General features: G+C 66.0%; 20 protein-coding genes and 2 riboswitches. Of the genes, 11 read left to right on the top strand and 9 right to left on the bottom strand.

Annotation, left to right across the window (positions count from 1 at the left end):
- Window positions 1-3: 3 nt before the first annotated feature.
- Complete coding sequence (locus tag LLW23_RS01125; protein ID WP_228946960.1) at window positions 4-435, bottom strand: hotdog fold thioesterase; 432 nt, start codon at window positions 433-435, stop codon at window positions 4-6.
- A complete protein-coding gene (locus LLW23_RS01130) occupies window positions 435-1970 on the bottom strand; it encodes an aminoacyl--tRNA ligase-related protein (protein WP_228946961.1) in 1536 nt (511 codons plus the stop codon). Before LLW23_RS01130 ends, LLW23_RS01125 begins: the two co-directional genes overlap by 1 nt.
- A gap of 48 nt (window positions 1971-2018) precedes the next feature.
- On the opposite strand from LLW23_RS01130, the gene LLW23_RS01135 reads away from it, so the two are divergent.
- Both LLW23_RS01135 and LLW23_RS01140 read left to right on the top strand, forming a co-directional pair.
- On the top strand, window positions 2019-2918 hold the full coding sequence (locus tag LLW23_RS01135) for a DMT family transporter (RefSeq protein ID WP_228946962.1): 900 nt from the start codon (window positions 2019-2021) through the stop codon (window positions 2916-2918).
- Window positions 2918-4678, top strand: a complete 1761-nt coding sequence (locus LLW23_RS01140) for a DUF885 domain-containing protein (RefSeq protein ID WP_228946963.1) — start codon at window positions 2918-2920, stop codon at window positions 4676-4678. Before LLW23_RS01135 ends, LLW23_RS01140 begins: the two co-directional genes overlap by 1 nt.
- Window positions 4679-4699: 21 nt before the next feature.
- On the opposite strand, the gene gcvPB is transcribed toward LLW23_RS01140, so the two are convergent.
- The 5 genes from gcvPB to LLW23_RS01165 form a co-directional block, all read right to left on the bottom strand.
- A complete protein-coding gene (gene gcvPB, locus LLW23_RS01145; protein ID WP_228946964.1) occupies window positions 4700-6274 on the bottom strand; it encodes an aminomethyl-transferring glycine dehydrogenase subunit GcvPB in 1575 nt (524 codons plus the stop codon).
- 324 nt (window positions 6275-6598) lie between these two features.
- Complete coding sequence (gene gcvPA, locus LLW23_RS01150; protein WP_228946965.1) at window positions 6599-7957, bottom strand: aminomethyl-transferring glycine dehydrogenase subunit GcvPA; 1359 nt, start codon at window positions 7955-7957, stop codon at window positions 6599-6601.
- 119 nt (window positions 7958-8076) lie between these two features.
- The gene (gene gcvH / locus LLW23_RS01155; protein WP_228946966.1) at window positions 8077-8448 is read right to left on the bottom strand and encodes a glycine cleavage system protein GcvH; all 372 of its coding nucleotides are present in this window, start codon (window positions 8446-8448) and stop codon (window positions 8077-8079) included.
- A 1-nt stretch (window position 8449) separates the two neighbouring features.
- Window positions 8450-9592, bottom strand: a complete 1143-nt coding sequence (gene gcvT, locus LLW23_RS01160; RefSeq protein WP_228946967.1) for a glycine cleavage system aminomethyltransferase GcvT — start codon at window positions 9590-9592, stop codon at window positions 8450-8452.
- 55 nt (window positions 9593-9647) lie between these two features.
- Window positions 9648-9753, bottom strand: a riboswitch (glycine riboswitch).
- A gap of 1 nt (window position 9754) precedes the next feature.
- Window positions 9755-9857: riboswitch (glycine riboswitch) on the bottom strand.
- Window positions 9858-9920: 63 nt separating this feature from the next.
- Window positions 9921-10610 carry a hypothetical protein gene (locus LLW23_RS01165; RefSeq protein WP_228946968.1) on the bottom strand — a complete coding sequence of 230 codons (690 nt, stop codon included), beginning with the start codon at window positions 10608-10610 and terminating at the stop codon, window positions 9921-9923.
- 43 nt (window positions 10611-10653) lie between these two features.
- On the opposite strand from LLW23_RS01165, the gene ispH reads away from it, so the two are divergent.
- The 4 genes from ispH (at window position 10654) to LLW23_RS01185 (ending at window position 14091) form a co-directional block, all read left to right on the top strand.
- Entirely contained in the window at window positions 10654-11604 is a 951-nt protein-coding gene (gene ispH, locus LLW23_RS01170) for a 4-hydroxy-3-methylbut-2-enyl diphosphate reductase (RefSeq protein ID WP_228946969.1), read from the top strand.
- A gap of 28 nt (window positions 11605-11632) precedes the next feature.
- Window positions 11633-12586 carry a homoserine kinase gene (gene thrB, locus LLW23_RS01175; protein ID WP_228946970.1) on the top strand — a complete coding sequence of 318 codons (954 nt, stop codon included), beginning with the start codon at window positions 11633-11635 and terminating at the stop codon, window positions 12584-12586.
- Window positions 12583-13047, top strand: a complete 465-nt coding sequence (rnhA, locus tag LLW23_RS01180) for a ribonuclease HI (RefSeq protein ID WP_228946971.1) — start codon at window positions 12583-12585, stop codon at window positions 13045-13047. The genes thrB and rnhA overlap by 4 nt, the downstream gene beginning before the upstream one ends.
- A 204-nt stretch (window positions 13048-13251) precedes the next feature.
- Window positions 13252-14091 (top strand): hypothetical protein, encoded by an 840-nt coding sequence (locus LLW23_RS01185; protein ID WP_228946972.1) that lies wholly within the window; start codon window positions 13252-13254, stop codon window positions 14089-14091.
- Window positions 14092-14221: 130 nt separating this feature from the next.
- On the opposite strand, the gene LLW23_RS01190 is transcribed toward LLW23_RS01185, so the two are convergent.
- Complete coding sequence (locus tag LLW23_RS01190; RefSeq protein WP_228946973.1) at window positions 14222-15292, bottom strand: NAD(P)/FAD-dependent oxidoreductase; 1071 nt, start codon at window positions 15290-15292, stop codon at window positions 14222-14224.
- Window positions 15289-16224, bottom strand: a complete 936-nt coding sequence (locus LLW23_RS01195; protein ID WP_228946974.1) for an alpha/beta fold hydrolase — start codon at window positions 16222-16224, stop codon at window positions 15289-15291. The genes LLW23_RS01190 and LLW23_RS01195 overlap by 4 nt, the downstream gene beginning before the upstream one ends.
- 53 nt (window positions 16225-16277) lie before the next feature.
- On the opposite strand from LLW23_RS01195, the gene LLW23_RS01200 reads away from it, so the two are divergent.
- The 5 genes from LLW23_RS01200 to LLW23_RS01220 are packed head-to-tail and all read left to right on the top strand — an operon-like array spanning window position 16278 to window position 21448.
- Window positions 16278-16751: an A24 family peptidase gene (locus tag LLW23_RS01200; protein ID WP_228946975.1), complete on the top strand. Its 474-nt coding sequence runs from the start codon at window positions 16278-16280 to the stop codon at window positions 16749-16751.
- Window positions 16752-16806: 55 nt separating this feature from the next.
- Window positions 16807-17850: a Flp pilus assembly protein CpaB gene (gene cpaB, locus LLW23_RS01205; RefSeq protein WP_228946976.1), complete on the top strand. Its 1044-nt coding sequence runs from the start codon at window positions 16807-16809 to the stop codon at window positions 17848-17850.
- 1 nt (window position 17851) lies between these two features.
- Window positions 17852-19507, top strand: a complete 1656-nt coding sequence (locus LLW23_RS01210; protein ID WP_228946977.1) for a type II and III secretion system protein family protein — start codon at window positions 17852-17854, stop codon at window positions 19505-19507.
- A 17-nt stretch (window positions 19508-19524) separates the two neighbouring features.
- On the top strand, window positions 19525-20160 hold the full coding sequence (locus tag LLW23_RS01215; RefSeq protein ID WP_228946978.1) for a CpaD family pilus assembly lipoprotein: 636 nt from the start codon (window positions 19525-19527) through the stop codon (window positions 20158-20160).
- Window position 20161: 1 nt separating this feature from the next.
- The gene (locus tag LLW23_RS01220; protein ID WP_228946979.1) at window positions 20162-21448 is read left to right on the top strand and encodes an AAA family ATPase; all 1287 of its coding nucleotides are present in this window, start codon (window positions 20162-20164) and stop codon (window positions 21446-21448) included.
- The last annotated feature ends 13 nt before the right edge of the window (window positions 21449-21461 follow it).

The following is a 21461-nucleotide window of genomic DNA, read 5'->3' on the forward strand; positions in this document are numbered from 1 at the left end:
ATCCTACCCCGCGGCGGCATCAATCACCGCCGCGGTCATCCGCGACAGGCACACGAGCTTTCCGGCATCGTCTTCGATGCGGATCGTCCACACCTGAGTCGTGCGGCCCAGCTGCTCAGCCTTTGCCGTCGCGTAGACATACCCATCGCGCGCTGCACGTACGTGATTGGCATTGATGTCCAGCCCGACCGTCACCTTGCCGTCGGGCACCGCCATCGCACCGGCAACCGACGCGACCGTCTCCGCAAGCACCACGGAGGCACCGCCGTGCAGCCGACCGAACGGCTGGTGTACCTTCGGCCCCACGGGCATTCGGGCGCGTATCCAATCGTCTCCGAAATCAGTGAATTCGATCCCGAGAAGCCCCGGCAATACGCCGTCGCCGAGCGCCGTTAGTTGCGCCAAGTCGATCGGTCGCGTCCAGACGGCCACCATCAGTAGGAGCGCCCGACGAGCACTCGCTCGACCGCCGGTTCACCCGTAAAGATGCACGGCGCGCCAGGATGACCCGTCTGGCCCATCGGTGCATTCCGGATCGTGAGCTTCAGTGCCTTCAGGCGCTCGGTGATCTGAACGAGCGCAGAGCCGGTCGGACGCGACCACGCAACGTCGGCCCAGCCCGGCTTTGTAGCACTGTCAGCGAACATCGTCTCGATCGCGGCCCAATCATCAACCGGCGCAATACTCGCCCGAAGCCGCTCAGTCGCCTCGGTGTGAAGCCTCGCCTGTACGTCCCCAAGCATCGCCGCCGCCTCGTCGATAAACGAACCACGAGCGGTGATCGCGCTGTCGAGCTTGCCGTCCTCGCGATACAGCCGATCGCGGCGGACCACCGCGACATTGCCGCCGGCCATGTCGCGCGGGCCGACCTCGACGATCAGCGGCGCACCCTTCTTCACCCACCCCCAACGCTTGGTCGCTGCCTTGGCGGGCTTCAGGTCGAGCAGTGCGCGGATCGGCTCGCCAAGCGCTGACCGGGCCGCGAGCTCGGCCTGGATCGCCTTACAATATTCGATCAGCGCCGCATCCTCCGGCTGATCACGCAGCATCGGCACGATCACGACCTGCCAAGGTGCGACGCGGGGCGGTACACGCAGTCCGTCATCGTCGCCATGAACCATGATCACGCCGCCGATCATGCGCGTCGAAACACCCCAGCTGGTGGTGTTGGCATATTCCAGCTCACCACTCGCATTTTGAAAACGGATGTTCTGCGCGTGTGCGAAGTTGGTGCCGAGGAAGTGGCTGGTACCCGCTTGGAGCGCCTTGCCGTCCTGCATCATCGCCTCAATCGAATAGGTCGCGACGGCGCCGGGGAAGCGTTCGTTCTCGGGCTTCTCGCCAGCAATAACATGCAACGCGAGGCATTCCTCGGCGAAGCCGCGGTACACCTCCAACATCTTGAGCGTTTCCTCGCGCGCCTCTTCGGCGCTGGCATGCGCGGTATGCCCCTCCTGCCATAGGAACTCGGCAGTGCGCAGGAACATGCGCGTGCGCATCTCCCAGCGCACGACATTCGCCCATTGATTGATGAGCACCGGCAAGTCCCGCCACGACTGCACCCAGCGCGAAAACGCGGTCCCGATCACTGTCTCGCTGGTGGGCCGTACGACGAGCGGCTCCTCCAGCTTCGCGGCCGGATCTGGAGTAAGCCCACCCTTGCCGTCAGAGATCAGGCGATGGTGAGTGACGACCGCCATTTCCTTCGCGAAGCCCTCGACGTGCTCGGCCTCCTTCTCGAAGTAGGATAGCGGAATGAACAGCGGGAAGTAGCAATTTTCGTGTCCCGTCGCCTTGATGCGATCGTCGAGCAGCCGCTGGATCCGCTCCCAAATGCCATAGCCCCACGGCCGGATGACCATGCAGCCGCGAACACCAGACTCCTCTGCAAGGTCGGCTTCCGAAATGACAGCCTGATACCAGGCGGCAAAATCCGCCTCGCGCGTGACGGGGAGTGCATGTTTGATCATGGCGTGCGGATAGCTTCTGAACTCGCTGCTCGCTAGGGGCCGCGGCTTATGGCTCAGGATCAGCTTTCACGCGCCATCGGCCTACGCCTGACGTCCGTCGCGTTGTTCGCCACGATGAACGTCGTGATCAAGCTCGTTGAGGTACGCGGTGCTACGCTCGGTGAGATCCTGTTCTGGCGACAGTTCGGGGCGGCGTTGCTGGTGGCGTCGATCGTAGGGATGGGGCCGGGGTTCGGCTCGTTGCGGACGCAAAAGTTCAGCGCGCATGTGTTGCGGTGCGTGATCGGGCTGACCGCGATGTCGCTGACGTTCTGGACGCTGCTCCTGCTGCCGCTCGCCGAAGCCACGACGATTGGTTTTTCGATGCCGATCTTTGCAACCGTGCTTGGCGCGCTTGTGCTGCATGAGCCGACCGGCTGGCGACGCTGGGGTGCGGTGCTTGCGGGCTTTGTCGGGGTGATGATCGTGACCCAGCCGGGCAACGGCCATATCCCCCTGCTCGGGATAGCGACCGGGCTAGGCGCTGCGTTCTGCACCGCGTGCATATCAATCCTGCTGCGGACGATCGGAAAGACCGAGGCCGGGCTGACGACGGTATTCTGGTTCTCCACGTTGTCCTTGATGCCGCTGAGCGTCGTGTACTTCTCCGCGTTCAAGCTGCACCCGCCGCTCGTCTGGGGCTTGCTGCTGGCGATTGGGCTGCTCGGCGGGGTGGCTCAAATCGCGATGACTCGATCGTTACAGCTCGGCGCGGTCAGCTTGGTCGTGCCGATGGATTACACCGCGCTGCTCTGGGCGACGGTGTTCGGCTTCCTGATATTTGGCACGCTGCCAGTAGCGAGCACATGGCTGGGCGCGCCGGTGATCGTTACGTCGGGACTCTACATCGTGTGGCGCGAGCACCAGCGCCGGCGTGCCGAGACGCAGGCGGCAATCACGCAGGCTTGATGGGGCTGCGCGGATCGGCCACCACGCTCGCCATGCGCTTCCTTGCTCCGTTCGCTCTGGTCGCAAGTGCGGCTGCTCCTGCCCCCGCCGACACGGCGTTCGACGCGATCTGGCAGGCGGAATGGGCATGGCGGCAGAGCGAAGGGATTGCCGATTCGCCGCCCGGCGCGATCGACGAGCATCTGCCCGATGTATCGGCCGAGGCGCATGCACGGCGGCTGGAGTATTGGAAGGGCACGCTGGCAAAGCTCGACGCGATCGATACCAAGCGGCTGTCGCCCGACACGCTGACCGACTGGCAGGTGTACCGCGCGCAGATCGCAGCGCAGGTTGATGAGGAGTCATATCGCGAGTGGGAGAAGCCGCTCAATGGCGATAGCGCCTTCTGGTCCGATCTTCATTACGCAGCGCGCAGCGACTTCACCGGAGGCGAGGCGGATTATCCGCGCTACCTGACGTGGCTCGGAGAGGTGCCACGCTATCTTGGGCAGCAGACCGACAATCTGCGGCTCGGATTGAAGCGCGGGTTCACCCCGCCGGCAGTGATCATGCAGGGCCGCGAAAAGTCGGTGGAGACGATCGCGACGGCCACCGATCCGACCGAGGTGGTGTACTACGAGCCGTTCGCGAAACTGCCTGCGTCGATCCCGGCGGACCGTCGTGCAACACTGCAAGCGCAGGCGCGCAAGGTCATCGCCGAGCAGATCATCCCGGCGCATAAGACTCTGCTCGCGTTCCTGCGCACGCAATATCTGCCGGGCCTCACCAAGGAACTTGGCGCAACCCATTATCCCGATGGTGCGGCCTATTACCGCAGCCGGATCCGCGCGTTCACGACTCTCGACATGACGCCCGATGCGATTCACGCGCTTGGCCTGGCGGAGATTGCCAAGATCCGCGGCGAGATGGAGCAGGCGAAGGCGGCCGCAAAGTTCGACGGGGATCTGCCGGCGTTTCTCAAGTTCCTGCGCAACGACCCGCAGTTTTATCCGAAGACACCCGACGAGCTGATGAAGGAGGCGGCGTGGCATGCCAAACGCTTCGACGCGATGGCGGGCAAGTGGTTCGGTCGGCTGCCGCGGCAGCGGTTTGCGATCATCGAGGTGCCGCCGGACATCGCGCCCTTCTATACGGCCGGGCGCGGCGGGCCGGGGACGTATCTGGTCAACACCTACAATCTGCCGTCACGGCCGCTGTTCCAGCTGCCGGCGCTGACGCTCCATGAGAGTGCGCCGGGGCATGCGTTCCAAATGCCGCTGTCGGCGGAGAACACCAGCCTTAAACCGTTCCGGCGCAACAGCTATATCTCGGCGTTCGGCGAAGGCTGGGCCCTTTATACCGAGCGGCTCGGTGACGAGATGGGCTTTTATCGTACGCCGTATGAACGGTTCGGGATGCTTTCGTATCAAGCGTGGCGGGCGGCGCGGCTGGTGATCGATACCGGGATCCACGCCAAGGGATGGAGCCGGGAACAGGCGCAGAATTATTTCCGCGAGAATACTGCGCTCAGTGAGCATGAGATCACGACGGAAGTGGATCGCTACATCGGATGGCCGGGTCAGGCTTTGAGTTATTACCTCGGCGAATTGGCGATCCAGCGGGTGCGGGCGAAGGCGGAGAAAGAACTCGGGACGAAGTTCGATATTCGGCACTTCCACGATACGGTGCTGAGCCTCGGGAGCGTGCCGTTGCCGGTACTCGAGGCTCGGATCGACCGCTTCATCGCTGAAGGCGGGCCTTCACCCTATCCCACCGATTAGCCTGTCCCACTCACCAACCGTTTACTCGGCCGCTTCGCTGGCGACGATAGGCTCCTTCCAGACCAGCTTGGGCTTCCGTGCCGCCAGGGTCTCGTCGAGCCGGCTGCGGGGGGCGAAGTGCGGGGCGGTCTTCAGAGACTGATCACCAGCTTTCGCGCGTTCGGCGACCGATCGCAGCGCGCCGATGAACTGATCGAGCGCGGCTTTCGATTCCGTCTCGGTCGGCTCGATCAGCATCGCGCCGTGGACGACGAGCGGGAAGTACATCGTCATCGGGTGGAAGCCCTCGTCGATCAGCGCCTTGGCGACGTCGATCGTCGAGAAGCCCTCGGGGAAGCCTTCGTCGGAGAAGATCGCCTCGTGCATGCACGGGCCGGAGAAAGCGAACGGAGCGTCGAGCACATCCTCCAGTGAACGCAGGACGTAATTGGCGTTGAGAACGGCATCCTCGGCGACCTGGCGCAGGCCGTCGGCACCGTGGCTGAGAATGTAAGTCAATGCTCGCGTAAACATGCCCATCTGACCATGGAAGGCGGTCATGCGGCCGAACGTGTCGGGGTGACGATCGTCGGCGGTCTCTTCCTCGACCAGCGTGATCGTGCCGTCGCCGTGGCGCTCGGTGAACGGCAGCGGACCGAACGGGGTGAGCGCCTCCGACAACACCACCGGACCCGAGCCGGGGCCGCCGCCGCCGTGCGGGGTCGAGAAGGTCTTGTGCAGATTGATGTGCATCGCATCGATGCCGAGATCGCCGGGGCGGACGCGGCCGACGATAGCGTTGAAGTTCGCGCCGTCGCAATAGACGTAGCCCCCGGCCGCGTGGACCGCGTCCGAGATCACCTTCATGTCGCGCTCGAACAGGCCGCAGGTGTTCGGGTTGGTGATCATCACGCCAGCGACATCAGGGCCGAGCCGGGCAATTAGCGCATCGGTGTCGACGCGGCCCTCCGGGGTCGCGGGGATGTCCTCGACGCTGAAGCCAGCGAAAGCGGCAGTGGCGGGGTTGGTGCCGTGCGCGCTCTCGGGCACCAGGATCACCTTGCGGTGCCCCTCGCCGCGCTTTTCGAGCGCGGCCTTGATGCACAGGATGCCGCACAATTCACCATGCGCGCCGGCCTTGGGGCTCATCGCGACGCCGTGCATGCCGGTGAGATCCAGCAGCCAGAACGCCAGTTCGTTGATCACGCCGAGCGCGCCCTGCACCGTATCGACCGGCTGCAGCGGATGGACATCAGCAAAGCCCGGGAGTCGCGCGATCTTCTCGTTCAACCGTGGATTGTGCTTCATCGTGCACGAGCCAAGCGGGAACAGGCCGAGATCGATCGCGTAATTCTGGCGGCTGAGGCGGGTGTAGTGGCGGACCGTCTCGGGCTCGCTGAGACCCGGAAGACCGATCGGTGCGGTGCGGGCGAGATTGCCGAGCTTGCTCGTCGTGGTGACGGGCTCGGCGACTTCGACGCCGGTCGTGCCGGTCGAGCCGATCTCGAAGATCAGCGCTTCCTCGAGCATCAGCGCCTTGTTGCCGGTGAAGGTCGCCGCGGTGCGTGCGCCCTGTTCGGGGGCGCTTGGGCGCCAGCCGCTCTGGTTCAGTGCCATGGGGTCAGAGACCTTTCCGCGTCGCCTCGAGCGACGATTGCAAAAAACGAATGTTGAGGAAGTTGAGGCTGTGGCGCGTTTTTCTCCAACACCGAGGGTAGGCGGTTGGTGCGCTGTTTTCGCGGGTTGGATTCTGCGCCGTCATGGGGAGACGGAAACATGTTTTTTCCAACATTTGAAGGGTGTTGGACGAGTTGGCCCCTGCCCCGTTCGTGCCGAGCGACGTCGAGGCACAGACAAGGAGCGATGCGCCTTGGACAGGTCCCTCGACTTCGCTCGGGACGAACGGGTGGGGGTCGCTTGGGACGAACGGAAGGTGGAGCATCACGCGAGAGCCTCTTCGAGTGCGGTCGCAAGTGCTTCGACGTCTTCTGGCGTGGTCGTCTCAGTCACCGCTACAACCAATCCGTTCTCCAGCGCTGCCTGGCCCGGATACAATCGCCCGAGCGAGACACCCGCCAGGATGCCGTTCTCGGCCAGCTTGCGGACGATCGGGCGGGCTTCGCGCCCCAGATCGATCGTGAACTCGTTGAAGAAGGTCTCGTTGATCACGCGCACGCCGGGAACCTGCGCCAGCCGTTCGGCCGCCGCGACGGCGCCGGCGTGGTTGGTCGCGGCGAGCGCCCGCAGGCCGGCTTCGCCAAGCAGCGTCATGTGGACCGAGAAGGCCAGCGCGCAGAGGCCCGAGTTGGTGCAGATGTTGCTCGTCGCCTTTTCGCGGCGAATGTGCTGCTCGCGCGTCGAGAGCGTCAGAACGAAGCCGCGGCGCCCGTCAGCGTCAACGGTTTCGCCACAGAGCCGTCCCGGCATCTGGCGGACGTATTTGTCCTTGCAGCCGAACAGCCCGACGTACGGCCCGCCGAACTGTAGCCCGACGCCGATCGACTGGCCCTCGCCGACGACGATGTCGGCGTCCATTTCGCCGGGCGACTTGATCGCGCCGAGCGCGACCGGCTCAGTGACGACCGCGATTAGCAGCGCTTTGTTCGCGTGGCAGGCGTCGGCGAGCGGGGTGAGATCGGCGATGCGGCCGAGGATGTCGGGATATTGGACGACGACGCATGAGGTGTCGGAGTCGATCCTGGCGATCAGCGCGTCGAGATCGGTCTCGGCGGTCAGCGTCGGCAGCGAAACGTCGAGCGCGTCGCCGGTGTATTTGGCCATCGTCTTGGCGACCGAGACGTAATGTGGGTGAAGCCCGCCCGACAGGATCGCACGCCCACGCTTCGTGATGCGGCGCGCCATGCCGATCGCTTCCCAGCAGGCGGTGGAGCCATCGTACATGCTGGCATTTGCCACGTCGGTGCCGAGCAGACGCGCGACCTGCGTTTGGAACTCGAACAGCATCTGCAGCGTGCCCTGGGCGATCTCGGGCTGGTACGGCGTGTACGCGGTGAGGAATTCACCGCGCTGGATCAGGTGATCGACGCTCGCGGGGACGTGGTGCCGATACGCGCCGCAGCCGAGGAAGAACGGGGCTTCGCCAGCCGACAGGTTCTTGCGCGCCAAGGCAGTCATGTGACGTTCGACGGCGAGTTCGCTGGCGTGACCGGGCAGGTTCGCGATCGGACCGGTGAGGCGCGCGGCCTCGGGGACGTCGACGAAGAGGTCGTCGATCGACTTGGCGCCGATGACGGCGAGCATGTCGCGGCGGTCGTGGTCGGTGAGCGGTAGGTAGCGCATGACGGTCTTTCAGAAGACCGTCACCCCAGCGAAAGCTGGGGTCTCAGGCAACAGGGGCGACCGGTGATGGCCCGCTTGCGGCACGAGATGCCAGCTTTCGCTGGCATGACGGTAGAGGATCAAAGGTTCGCGACGAAGGCTTCATAGGCGGCTTCGTCCATCAGCGTGTCGAGTTCCGACACGTCCGACAGCGTCAGCTTGAAGAACCAGCCTTCGGTCTCGGCATCGGTATTCACCAACCCCGGCTCCTCGGTGAGTGCGGGGTTGCCCTCGACCACCGTGCCTGAGACGGGCGAATAGACGTCGCTGGCGGCCTTGACGCTTTCGACCACGGCGGCCTCGTCACCCTTGGCGAGCGACTTGCCGGATTCGGGGACGTCGACGAACACGATGTCGCCGAGCTGGCCCTGCGCGTAATCGGAAATGCCGACCGTGCCGACGTCACCATCGACGTCGATCCATTCGTGATCCTCGGTGAAATAGCGGCTCATCTTATTTCGCTCCTCGGAAATAGCGGTGGGGGACGAAAGGCATCGTCGTAACGGTAGCGGCGTGGACCTTGCCGCGCTGTGCGAGTTGGATGCTCGTGCCGGGGGTAGCCAGCGCAAGCGGGACATAGGCCATCGCAATCGGTGCGCCGACGCTCGGCGCGAAGCCACCCGACGTGACGTGGCCGACTTCGCTGCCGTCGGCGTCGACGACCGCGGCGCCTTCGCGGACCGGCTGGCGCCCCTCGACGAGCAGGCCGACGCGCTTGACGATCGGGCCGCTCTCACGCTCGGCGAGGATACGCTCGGCGCCGGGGAAGTCGGCAGCCTCGCGGCGACGCTTGAACAGCGCGAAGCCGAGGTCCGCCATGACCGGCGTGGCCTCCGTGGAGAGATCGTGGCCGTAGAGCGGGAGGCCCGCCTCGAGACGAAGCGAGTCGCGCGCGCCGAGGCCGATCGGCTTGACCTCCGGCTGCGCGGTTAGTGCCTCTGCAAGGGCTTCGGCTCCCTCGGCGGCGATCGAAATCTCGAAACCGTCCTCGCCGGTATACCCCGAGCGGCTGATCCACAGATCATGGCCCTGCCACTCGAATGCGCCGGCCTGCATGAACACCATCGCCTCGACGCCCGGGATCAGGCGGGCGAGCGCGTCGACCGCTTTTGGCCCCTGCAACGCCAGCAGCGCGTGGCCTTCCATCAGATTGAGCGTGATCTCGTCGGGGAGATGCTCGATCATATGGCCGATGTCATCATATTTGGTCGCGCCGTTGACGACCATGTACACACGGTCCTTGGCCTGACGCGTGAGCATCAGATCGTCGAGGATGCCGCCGCTCTCGTTCAGCAGGAGCGAATAGCGCGCGCGGTTGAGCGCGAGGCCGGCGATGTCCGCCGGCATCAGCGCCTCAAGCGCCGCCACGACATCGCCGCCATCGTCGCTGGTGAAGGTGAGCTGGCCCATGTGGCTGACATCGAACAGGCCGGCGTTCTCGCGCGTCCAGAGATGCTCGGCCATGATGCCTTCGTACTGGACGGGCATCCAATAACCGGCGAACTCGACCATCCGGCCGCCCCGCGCGCGGTGCCAGCCGTCGAGCGGCAGCAGCAGCGTTTCGATGATTACATCGTCGTCGTCGTGATCGCTCACCGGGGGCGGTTCCGTCTAGCAAAGGGCGATCGCATCGCCTGGCGGCGGCACGAACCGAACCCCCTCTGTCACGGAACCTGAGAGCTTTCGCTGGCGCCGAGACGCGAGCTTACACCTTCGGTGGGACACGCCATAAGCGCGGCCGCTTTCCAGAGCGTCAAATCGAGCAGCGCGGTCCTTGGTGCCTGAGAGATTCCGGGGTGGTTGCTCCTTCGGCGGCGGATGATGGCCTGCAAGGCCGCCCGCACTCTCCCGCGCGCCCACGCCGGTTACCCGGCATCGACACACACGCTCTGGCGGCGTGCGCTGGGCGAGTCAATCGGTCGCGTCAGCGCTGCGCGTTGTAGCGCAGCTGATCCTCGGTGAGCTGGAAGCCGACGAGCGCCTCGAAGCTGGCGGTGAGCACGGCCTGGCGAACTTCCGGCGTGGCGAGCGGGTCGATCGCGGCGTCCTGGTCGCCGGCCTTCCGCTTGCGCGTCAGGCTCTTGCGCACTTCCTCGGGCAGGGTCGCGGCGGCGCGGCTGATGTTGGCGGTGGCGGTAGCAGAGGTGCTGGCGATCGCCTGTCCAGCGTCGAAATGGACCGCAACGCGGCCGATGCGCTTGGCGCTAACCTGAGTGCCGCCGCGCACGATCGTGATGAAATACGGCAGCGTCACGTCGCGCGCCGCCGCGGTGTTGGAGCGGCGGGCGCGAACGTCGAAGGTGACGGTGCTGGTGACCTCGGCTGCGGCGCCGGCGCCATCGCAGGTGCCGCGGACGTTCGTGATCGTCGCGGTAACGTCGATCGCGCTCGCGTCGCGGCTGGCCGGGGGATCGAAGACCGTGATGTCGCCGGTGCCGGCTGGCACGCCGACCACCGGGCAGACCGACCGCACCGCGCTGACGCCGATCCCGCCATCGGCCGTGATGTCGCCGCTCTGGGCGCAACCGCCGGCGAGCAAAGCGAGGGCAAGCGGGGCGGCGATGATACGGAAGGACACGTGCGCAAACACCTTATACGACAGGAGCCGGCTCATAACCGCCTTCCGTGCGGGCAGGCAATCGCGTAAGCGCTGGGGTATGACCGAGAAGCCCGTGCTGGAACTGCTGATCGCCGCGCCGCGCGGCTTTTGCGCCGGAGTCGATCGTGCGATCCGCATCGTCGAACTGGCGATCGAGAAGCACGGCGCGCCCGTGTATGTCCGGCACGAGATCGTCCACAACAAGTTCGTCGTCGATACGCTGAAGGCGCAGGGCGCGGTGTTCGTCGAGGAGCTGGACGAAGTGCCGGACGGCGCGCCAGTGGTGTTCTCGGCGCATGGCGTGCCCAAGTCGGTGCCACTGAACGCCGAGGCGCGTGGGCTGGAGTATCTCGACGCGACCTGCCCGCTGGTGTCGAAAGTGCATCGCCAGGCCGAGCGGTTGGTGGCGGCCGGGCGGCATATCGTCTTTATTGGCCATGCCGGACATCCTGAGGTGATCGGCACGTTCGGGCAGGTGCCCGCCGGCTCGATGTCACTGGTGGAGGATGTCGCCGACGCGGAGGCGTTCACCCCGCCCGACCCGTCGAACCTCGCCTTCCTGACGCAGACGACGCTGTCGGTGGACGACACGGCGGAGGTGGTCCGTGTGCTGCAGCGCCGCTTCCCGTTGATGCAGCCGCCGCGTGGCGAGGACATCTGCTACGCGACGTCGAACCGCCAGACCGCGGTGAAAGCGATTGCCGCGGCATGCGACGCGGTGCTGGTGATCGGCGCGCCCAATTCGTCGAACTCGGTGCGGCTGGTCGAGGTGGCGCAGCGCGAGGGGGTGCGTGCGGCGCTGATCCAGCGTGCGAGCGATCTCGACTGGGCGTTCCTCGATGGCGTGGGCACGCTGGGGCTGACCGCCGGCGCGTCCGCCCCCGAGCTGCTGGTGCGCGAACTGGTCGACCTGCTGTCGACGCGCTATGCGGTGACCGAGCGCGAGGAAGAGACGACGCGCGAGACGATCGCCTTCAAACTGCCGCGCGCGCTGGACGCAGCGGCGTAAACAAGCGGGCGATGACGGGCGGGGCGGAATGGCAGTTTATACGCATGTTTCGGCGGAAGCCCTGTCGGCGTTCCTGACGCGCTACGACGTCGGCGAACTCGTCTCGGCGAAGGGGATCGCCGAGGGGGTCGAAAATTCCAACTATCTCGTCGATACGACGAAGGCGCGCTTCATCCTGACGCTGTACGAGAAGCGCGTCGCGGCGGCGGACCTGCCGTTCTTCATGGCGCTGCTCGACCATCTCGATACCAAAGGGCTCGCGGTGCCGCCGGCGATCAAGGATCGCCAGGGCTACGAGATCCAGGAGTTGGAGGGTCGGCCGGCGTGCCTGATCAAGTTCCTTCGCGGCGTCTCGCTGTCGCATCCGACACGGGCGCAGGCGCTGGCGGCGGGTGCGGCGATGGGGGCGATGCATGTCGCCGTGGCGGATTTTGCGGGCCAGCGGCCGAACACGATGGGGATCGGCGAATGGCGCCCGCTGCTGTCGCGGTGCGGGCGTGACCTCGATACGATTACGGCGGGGCTGTTTGATCGCGTTTCGCATGCGCTCGATGTGGTCGAGGCGCAATGGCCGGTGGCGCTGCCGACCAGCGCGATCCATGCCGATCTGTTCCCGGACAATGTCCTGATGCTTGGCGATACGGTGACGGGGCTGATCGACTTCTACTTCGCCTGCACCGACATCCGCGCCTACGATCTGGCGGTGATGCACACGTCCTGGATCTTCGATGCACACGGCGCGAACCCCGATCCCGCGATCGGCCGCGCATTACTCGACGGCTATGCCGGCGCGCATCCGCTGACGGCCGACGAGCGCGCGGCGCTGCCGGTGCTCGCGCGCGGGGCATGCATTCGCTTCCTGCTGAGCCGCGCGTGGGATTGGATCCACACACCCGCCGATGCGCTCGTGACGCGCAAAGACCCCCTCGCCTATCTTCGCCGGCTCGACTGGTACGAAGCCAATCCGGACGCTTTTGCATGACCGATACGACAGCCGAGATGCCACAAGTCCAGGCGTTCACCGACGGCGCCTGCAAGGGCAATCCCGGCCCCGGCGGCTGGGGTGCGGTGCTGCGAATGGGGACGAACGAAAAGGAACTGTCGGGCGGCGAGAAGCTGACGACGAACAACCGCATGGAACTGACCGCGGCGATCGAAGCGCTGAAGGCGTTCACCCGGCCGTGCCATGTGACGCTGCATACCGACAGCCGCTACGTGATGGACGGGCTGACCAAGTGGATTCACGGCTGGCGCAAGAATGGCTGGAAGACAGCGGACAAGAAGCCGGTGAAGAACGCCGAGCTTTGGCAGGCGCTGCTGGACGCGAGCGCGCGGCATCGCGTGGAGTGGCAATGGGTTAAGGGGCATGCCGGGCACCCAGAGAACGAGCGGGCGGATCGACTGGCTAGCGATGCGGCGGTGGCGGCGGGGAAGCGTGGGTAACGACGTACTCGGCCGCGACATTGAAATTCGTGGTTCAGGCATTGAGTTACGATAGCGAGTCGCGCATCCTCGACCAATAAACGGGCAAGGGCAGCGGGCATGAGACAATTCCGTCTTTTAGCGGCTCATTCGATCGGCGCCCTGCTCTGCTCTTTTTCGCTCTCGCCAGGTGTCATCGCACAAAATAACGAGAGCGGAGCCGCGTTGAAGGACGCGGACAATATCATCGTTGTCGGCGCCAAACCGAAGGAGCGCCGCGAGCGCGCGGTCGCCTTCGTCCGCGCCTCAGGGATCGCGCGCGGTCAGCAGCCAGCTGCACGCTGGGTGGTCCCGGTCTGTCCTAAGGTGAGCGGCGTTGCGCCCGAGACGGCGGCGATCGTGGTCGATCGGATCCGCGCGCTGGCAGCAGAAGTCGGTGCGCCGCTCGCGCCGGCTGGCTGCAAGGCCAATGCGATCGTCACCTTCACGGATGACTCGCAAGGCGTGGTAACTCGCGTCCACGCGCGTTCGCCACATCAATTTAAGGACGTGCCGAGGGACTGGCGTGCGGGGCTGCTACACGGCGATGCGCCGATCCGTTGGTGGCACATCATCAAGATGGGCGATGCCGATGGCGTCCCCCCCGTCCCAATGCAGCCGTCGTTCGTACAGATCGAAGGCGGGGTCGGGGGATATGGCCTGCCGATGGGCGAAGGTGGCGTGCAGCAGCGCTACAAGGAAGGCGCGATCTCCACGCAGTCGACACGCGCGATCACTGGGGCTTCCGTGGTGATCGACGTGAAGCGGGTGGGCGCGCGCGACTTGCGCGCGTTGGGCGATTACGCCGCGATCGTGGCGCTGGCCGAGTTCCGTCCGTCGACGCCACCGCCACCCGATTCGATCCTCGGCATGTTCGCTGACAACAACCCGCCCGGGCTGGCGACGGCGAGTGACGTGGCGCTGCTCAAGGAGCTCTACGCTTTTCGGCTTGATCGTGAGGCCAAGGCGCATCGCCGGATGCTGGCGAAGGCGTTGGTTGACGCGCCGCTGGGGCGGCAGCGCTAGGCTTCGGTTTGCAGCGCTGATGCTGGGTCTCGGGGGGCGATCTGCTTGCGAGGCGTCCTCCCCCTCATCCTTCCCACTCGCTTTGCGAGTGGGCCCCTTCCTTCTCCCACGAGGGGAGAAGGAGATCAGGTTAGAATCTTGTTGGGGCGTAGCGTTCGATGTCGATGTCCAGGCCTGGGTCTTCGCCCAGGAGGAGCGCGGCGCCGATGGCGGCGGCGGCGGGCGCGGTCTGGATGCCGAAGCCGCCCTGGCCGGCGAACCAGAAGAAGCCGGGCACCTGCGCGTCGAAGCCGTAGATCGGCAGGCGATCGGGGGCGAAGCTGCGCAGGCCGGCCCATTTGCGGTCGACGTGGGTGACTCGCCAGTCGACGACGTGTTCGAGTCGATCGATCGCGATCGCGACGTCGAGTTCCTCGGGCTGGACATCGCCGGGGTCACACGCCGTCTCGTCGTGCGGGCTCAGCCATAGCCGCCCGCCGGCCTCCGGCTTGAAATAGAATTCGCCGCCGAGATGCGAGACGTGCGGGATGTCCGGCGTCGAAGGGGGATCGGTCTGGAGCTGGACGAGCGTGCGGCGGTACGGCTGGATGCCGAGCGGCGCGGCGCCCGCAAGGATCGCGACGGGATCAGCCCAGGCGCCGGCGGCGTCGACCAGAATCGTAGCGGCGTAGCTTCCCGCGGTCGTTTCGATCCGCCAGTTGCCATCGGTGCGATTGGCGGCGATCAGCGCTGCGCCCAGCACGAGCGTCGCGCCATGCTTACGGGCCTTCGCCAGCGCATCGGCATGGAGCGCGGCGACATCGATATAAGCGCAGCTGCGCTCCATCACGCCGACCGTCCAGCCATCGCGCAGGCCCGGCACATGATCGCGCGGATCGACGCGGGTTAGATCGACGCCAGTACCGGCGAATTCGGCGAGGAACGCCTCGGCGCGCTTCTCGTCCTGCACCTGGCCGACGTGGAGCGACCCGAGCGGCTCGAGAAAGCCGCCCGCGCGCAACGGGTCACCCGACAGCGAGGTCAGTGGCTGGACTCCTGAGCCGCCATAGGTTTCGGACCAGAAGGCGGCTGAGCGCCCAGTGGCGTGATAGCCGGCGACATCCTCCGCTTCGAGCAGCAGTATGCGCGCGCGGTCACCTAGCGCGGCGGCGAGCGTAGCGCCGGCGATCCCGGCGCCGACGATGGCGATATCGTAGGTCATCGAGCGTGCGCTGTAAGGAATGCGTCGATCGCGGCAAGCGCGCGGTCACGGACGGGGTCGGCTTCGCGCAGAATCTCGTGCGCCGATTCGGGGCCGAAACGGAGCAGTTCTGCGGCCGGCAGTCGCTCGGCGAGCTGCACTGCGGCGCACGAATCAACCAACCCATCTTCGTCGGCGACCAGCATCAGGATTGGGGTCACCAGACTAGCGAGCCGGGGATCAGCGCGCTGTTCGCGGGTCGAGGCGAAGGCCTCGGCGAGCCACGACCAGCTCGGCGGGCCGAGCTTGATGTCGGGCGCCTGCTCGTACCACCATTGCTCGTCGTCGTAGCGACTGGTGTCGCTGGTGAGCAGTTTCTGCCGGTCGATCCGCGCGCCGGGACGCTCGTGGCCCTTCCACGCCGGCCGCGCCGGATCACCGCGATCACGCATGAATCGCGCAAGCCGCTCGGCGATGGCAGGGCCGACCGGCGCCTTCAATCCGAGCATCGGCGCGATCAAGATCGCCGCGGCGGGGTCAATCGCCCCCTCGATCATCGCGCGTAGGACGAGGTGCCCGCCCATCGAATGGCCCATCGCAACGCGTGGTCCATCGACGTCCCAGCTGCTCCAGACTGCCGCCAGATCGGCGATCCAAGGCGCAAAGTCGATCGCATGGCCGACGTGCGGATCGGGGGCGAGCCGGCCCGAACCGCCCTGCCCGCGCCAGTCGAACGCGGTGATCGACCAACCGGCGGCGTGCCAATGACCGAACGTTTCCAGATACTTCTCGAAGACATCGCCGCGCCCGCCCTGGAACAGGATCGCGCCGCGCGGGCGGGCCAAACTGGCCGGCCAGTCGAACCGGCGCAGCGCCCAGCCATCCGGCGCGATCCAATGGGAAATCGCCGCATCGGACGGGATAGCACGGCGGATCGGAGCCTGAATGGTCATGCGAGGGCTATGGTTACGGTTTGGCAAGCCATTACGTCTAGTGCCGACGGCTCATGGGGTGGGACATTCTTTCCTGGGGCTTGCCGGCGATACTGGCACTGCTGCTCGTTTCGGCGGGGATTGAGGATGCGCGCATCCGCGAGATCGCCAATTGGAAAAACGCCGCGATCGCGCTGATGGCCCCGCTGTGGTGGGTCGCGAGCGGATTGTCGCTGTGGCCCGACATGGTGATCCAGCTGGGCATCGCGACGTTCGTCCTCGCGCTGTTCCTGGTCGCGTTCCAGCTCGGCCAAATGGGCGGCGGCGACGTGAAGCTGATCGCGGCGCTCGCGCTGTGGCTGCCGCTGACGCCGCTGCTGCAGATGCTGCTGGTGATGTCGCTGGTCGGCGGCGCGCTGACGTTGGTGATGCTTTTGGAGCACAAGTTGCGCCGAAACGACCGCGTTCTCGAGATCCCATACGGCGTGGCGATCGCCATTGCAGGGCTTCTTGGCCTTCGCGAACCGCTTCTTAACCAATTCACGTAATCATAGCCGGTAATGGAAATACCGACCTGCGCTGATGCGAAAGGCACGATAAGTCATGGATAGTCGGAAGATCATTTTGCTGGTGGGCGCGTTGATCGTCGCCGCGATCACCGCGTTCATGGCACGCACACTGATCATGGGCAGCAGCGCGCCGGCGGCGAGCGCGATGACGGGCGAGCCGGCGCCGATCAACGGCCCCAAGGTGCTCGTCGCGACGCGCGCGCTGCCGGTCGGCACGATCATCGATCCTACCGCGGTGAAGTTTCAGCCGTGGCCCGCGGAGCTCGTCGAGGGCGCCTATTTCCAGGAAGCTCCCGAGTTTGACATGAAGACCGTGCTGGGCACCGTGGTGCGCAACCCGATGACCGCCGGCCAGCCGATCACGCAGGGCGCGCTGGTGAAGCCGGGCGACCGCGGGTTCCTCGCTGCAGCGCTCGGGCCAGGCATGCGCGCCGTGACGGTGCCGGTGTCGACCCAGTCGTCGGTCGCAGGCTTCGTGTTTCCGGGTGACCGCATCGACCTTCTGTTGACGCAGGCTGTCGCCGGCGGCGGCGATGGCCCGCCGCTGAAGGCCGCAGAGACGATCATGCGCAACCTGCGCGTGCTGGCGACCGACCAGCGCACCAGCCAGGAGAAGGACGAGGCCGGCAACACCGTCGTGCGCGCCTTCTCCACCGTGACGATCGAGGCGACGCCCAAGATCGCCGAGCAGATCGCAGTGGCGCAGACGCTAGGCTCGATCTCGCTGTCGCTGCGCTCGATCGCGGACAATACCGCCGAGCTCGAGCAGGCGATCGCGTCGGGGGACGTGAAGGTGCCCGAGGGCACCGATCCGAAGGCCGAGAAGGCGATGCTGCTGCAGCTCGCGAGTGCGCCGCAAACCGGCAACACGACCTATGCCGTGGGCGCCGACGTGTCGCGCTTCCAGCGCCGCACGGTGCCCGGCAAGACCGATCAGCCCGCGATGATGACGCCGAACGGCGGCACGATGGCACCGGCCGTACCGTATCCCGGCGCCGTGGTGCGCGCGCCTGGCCCGGTGGTGCGGATCGCACGTGGAAATACTGTGACCGAGGTTCCGGTCGGGGGGAAGAACTGAGATGGGTATTCGTTCGAAGCCGATCGGCTGGCCGCTCGCCGTGGCGCTGGCCGCTGCCGGAACCCTGGGGGTCTCCGCCGCGGCACCAGCGCAGAACGCCGGCGCCCGCAACAGCGCCGCGCAGGGGCCGATGCTCCAGATCGCGACCAGCCGTGGCCGCCTGATCACGCTGGCCAAGCCGATGAGCGACCTCTTCGTCGCCAACCCGGACATCGCCGATGTTCAGGTCCGCTCGCCGACGCAGCTCTATGTGTTCGGCAAGAAGGCGGGCGAGACGACGATCTCCGCCACCGCGAAGAATGGCGCAGTGGTCTATTCCGCCACGGTTCGTGTCGGCAACAATTTCGACTCGCTCGGCCAGATGCTGGCGATGGCGATGCCCGATGCGAGCGTCACCGCGACGACGATGAATGGCGTGGTGCTGCTCACCGGCACCGTCGCCAGCCCGGACGATGGCGCGGAGGCCGAACGGCTGGTGCAGGCGTTCGTCGGGCAGGAGACGAAGGTCGTCAGCCGGATGCGCACCGCGACGCCGCTGCAGGTGAACCTGCAGGTGCGCTTCGCCGAGGTGAGCCGGACCTTCGTCAAGAACATCAGCTCGAACATCCTGACGCGCGACACGACCGGCGGCTTCCAGTTCGGCGTCGCATCGGGTCGCGCGCCGGGGACGATCGGCAATTTTCCGACGACGGGACTGCCCGTACTCGACGCATCGTCGCGCTTCGGCTTGCCGGCTGGCTCGATCTCGCTGCCGTTCGACGTGAAGACGGGCAATTTCGTCTATCCGAACTCGGGCAGTTCGTATGAATTCACCAAGGGCGCCGAGCGCACGTCGCTGGGTCTCGCAGGCAAGATCCTCGGGCTGGACGTGCTCCAGGCGCTCGATCTTGGCGAACGCATCGGCCAAGTGACGAGCCTTGCCAACCCGAACCTCACCGCGCTGTCGGGCGAGACGGGCACGTTCCTCGCGGGCGGCGAGATCCCGATCCCGATCGCGCAGGGGCTTGGCGGCATCGGCGTCGAGTATAAGCAGTTCGGCGTCAGCATCGCGTATACGCCGACCGTGCTGTCGGACGGGCGCATCTCACTCCGTGTCCGCCCCGAAGTGTCGCAGCTCGATTATTCGAACGCCGTGACGATCGGCGGCGCGCAGGTGCCGGGGCTGACGACGCGGCGTACTGAAACGACGGTCGAGCTCGGCTCGGGTCAGAGCTTCATGATCGCCGGGTTGCTGCAGAACAATCACAACAATTCGATCGAGAAGACGCCGGGCATCGGCGACGTGCCGATCCTGGGTGCGCTGTTCCGCTCGAACGGGTTCACGCGGAACGAGACCGAGCTGGTGATCGTGATCACGCCGTATCTGGTGAAGCCGGTGAACGCGAACGAGATCGTGCTGCCCACCGACGGCTACGAATCGCCGAGCGATGTCGAGCGCGTGCTGCTCGGCAAGCTCGGAGGCGGCAAGAGCGGGGAATCGCGGCCCAAGCCGCGGATGGAAGCCGGTCCGCCGGCAGCGCCGGCGATGGGTGCCGTCGCGCCGATCGCTCCGGTGCCGCTGCCAGACAGCGTCGCGCCGGTGGCCGATGCCAAGGCGTCGCGCGGCAAGGGGAAGAAGGGCGGCGACGTCCCTGCCCCAGGTTTCTCGGTCAACTGATTGGGACGGAACGGGACATGATCATGCTGAAGCGCACTCTCCTCCTCGCCGTCGCCCCGGCCATGCTCGTCGCGGGCTGCAGCGGCACCAAGAACCGCGGGCTCGAATCGGTTCACCAGCCCGTCGTGTCGCGCGCCGATTATGCGTTCGATGTCGGTGCCGGCCCCGGCGGCCTGGCCCCGGGCGAGAACCAGCGGCTCGCCGGCTGGATGGGATCGCTGCGGGTCGGCTACGGCGATCGCATCGCGGTCGATGATCCGTCACGCGATCCCGGCACGCGCGCGGATGTGGCCGCGACCGCCGCACGCTATGGCCTGCTGGTGTCGGACGACGCCCCGGTCACCGCCGCGCCGATTGCACCCGGCACCGTCCGCGTGGTCGTCAGCCGCGCAAAGGCCTCGGTACCAGGTTGCCCCGATTACAGCCGGATGCAGCCAAGCTACGACGCACAGACGTCGTCGAACCACGGGTGCTCGATCAACAGCAATCTCGCGACCATGGTCGCGAGCCCGACCGACCTGGTGCGCGGCGAGGGCAATGTCGGCGTCTACGACCCGGCAGTTGGAACCCGCGCGATCAACAGCTTCCGCAAGGCCGAGCCGACGGGTGCCGGTGGCACCGCGGTGAAGGCCGAAAGCGCAGGGGGCAAGTAAGATGAACGCACCATGGAAATCCGCCAGCGCGGCCAACCGCGAGCCATTCGTCGCCTATGTCTGCGACGAGGCGACTGCCGAAGCGCTCCGTCCGGTGGTCAGCGAGATGGGCTGGGCCGCGGAAAAAGTACATAAGGGCGGCCTGCGCAATGCGGTGCAATCGCTGTCCGTATCGGCCAGCCCGCTGATCTTGTTCGTCGATCTCGCCGAATCGGGTGATCCGCTCAACGACATCAATTCGCTTGCCGAGGTGTGCGAGCCGGGCACCGTCGTCATCGCGTCGGGCCAGGTGAACGACGTGCGGCTCTATCGCGATCTCGTCGCGAGCGGCATCCAGGACTATCTGTTGAAGCCGCTGAACGCCGAAGCCGTGCGCGACGCTTTCACGCACGCCCAGATGCTGCTCAACGCACCGAAGCACGCCGAACCGGTCAACGAACATCCACATTGCTCGGTGGCGGTGATCGGCACGCGCGGCGGCGCCGGCGCCTCGACCATCGCGACCTCGATCGCGTGGTTGGTAAGCGACAAGGAGCGTCGCACGACTGCGCTGCTCGACCTAGACGTGCATTTCGGGACCGGTGCGCTTGCGCTCGATCTGGAGCCGGGCCGCGGGCTGACCGACGCGATTGAGAACCCGAGCCGCATCGACGGGCTGTTCATCGAGCGCGCGATGGTACGCGCATCAGAGAACCTCGCCGTCCTCTCGGCCGAAGCGCCGATCAGTTCGCCGATCGTGACTGACGGTGCCGCCTTCTACCAGCTGCAGGGCGAGATGCGGGCTGCGTTCGAGACCACGGTCATCGACATGCCGCGCGCGATGCTGGTCAACCACCCGCACCTCATCAGCGACGTCCAAGCGGTGGTGATCGTCACCGAGCTGACACTGGCTGCGGCGCGCGACACAATTCGCCTTCTTTCGTGGCTAAAAACCAACGCACCACAGGCACAGGTAATGGTGGTCGCCAATCGCGTGCATCCCGGCGCACAGCTGGAGATAACGCGGAAGGATTTCGAAACCTCGATCGAGCGCAAGATCGATTACACGGTGCCGTTCGACCAGAAGCTCGCGGCGCAAGCGGCGAAACTGGGCAAGCCACTCGCCGAGGCTGGCAAGTCTTCCAAGACGGTCGCGCCGATCGTCGACCTTGCGGCGCACATCTGTGCGATCAGCGTCGATGGTGAACTCGTGAAGGGCAAAAGCGGCAAGCCGGGCAAGGGCATGTCGCTGATCGGCAAGTTCACCGATCTTAAGGGGTTGATCCCCAGAAAAGCCGTCAAGAACTAATAGCGACGGGCGC

The sequence above is a fragment of the Sphingomonas radiodurans genome, assembly GCF_020866845.1.
Lineage (GTDB): Bacteria > Pseudomonadota > Alphaproteobacteria > Sphingomonadales > Sphingomonadaceae > Sphingomonas > Sphingomonas radiodurans.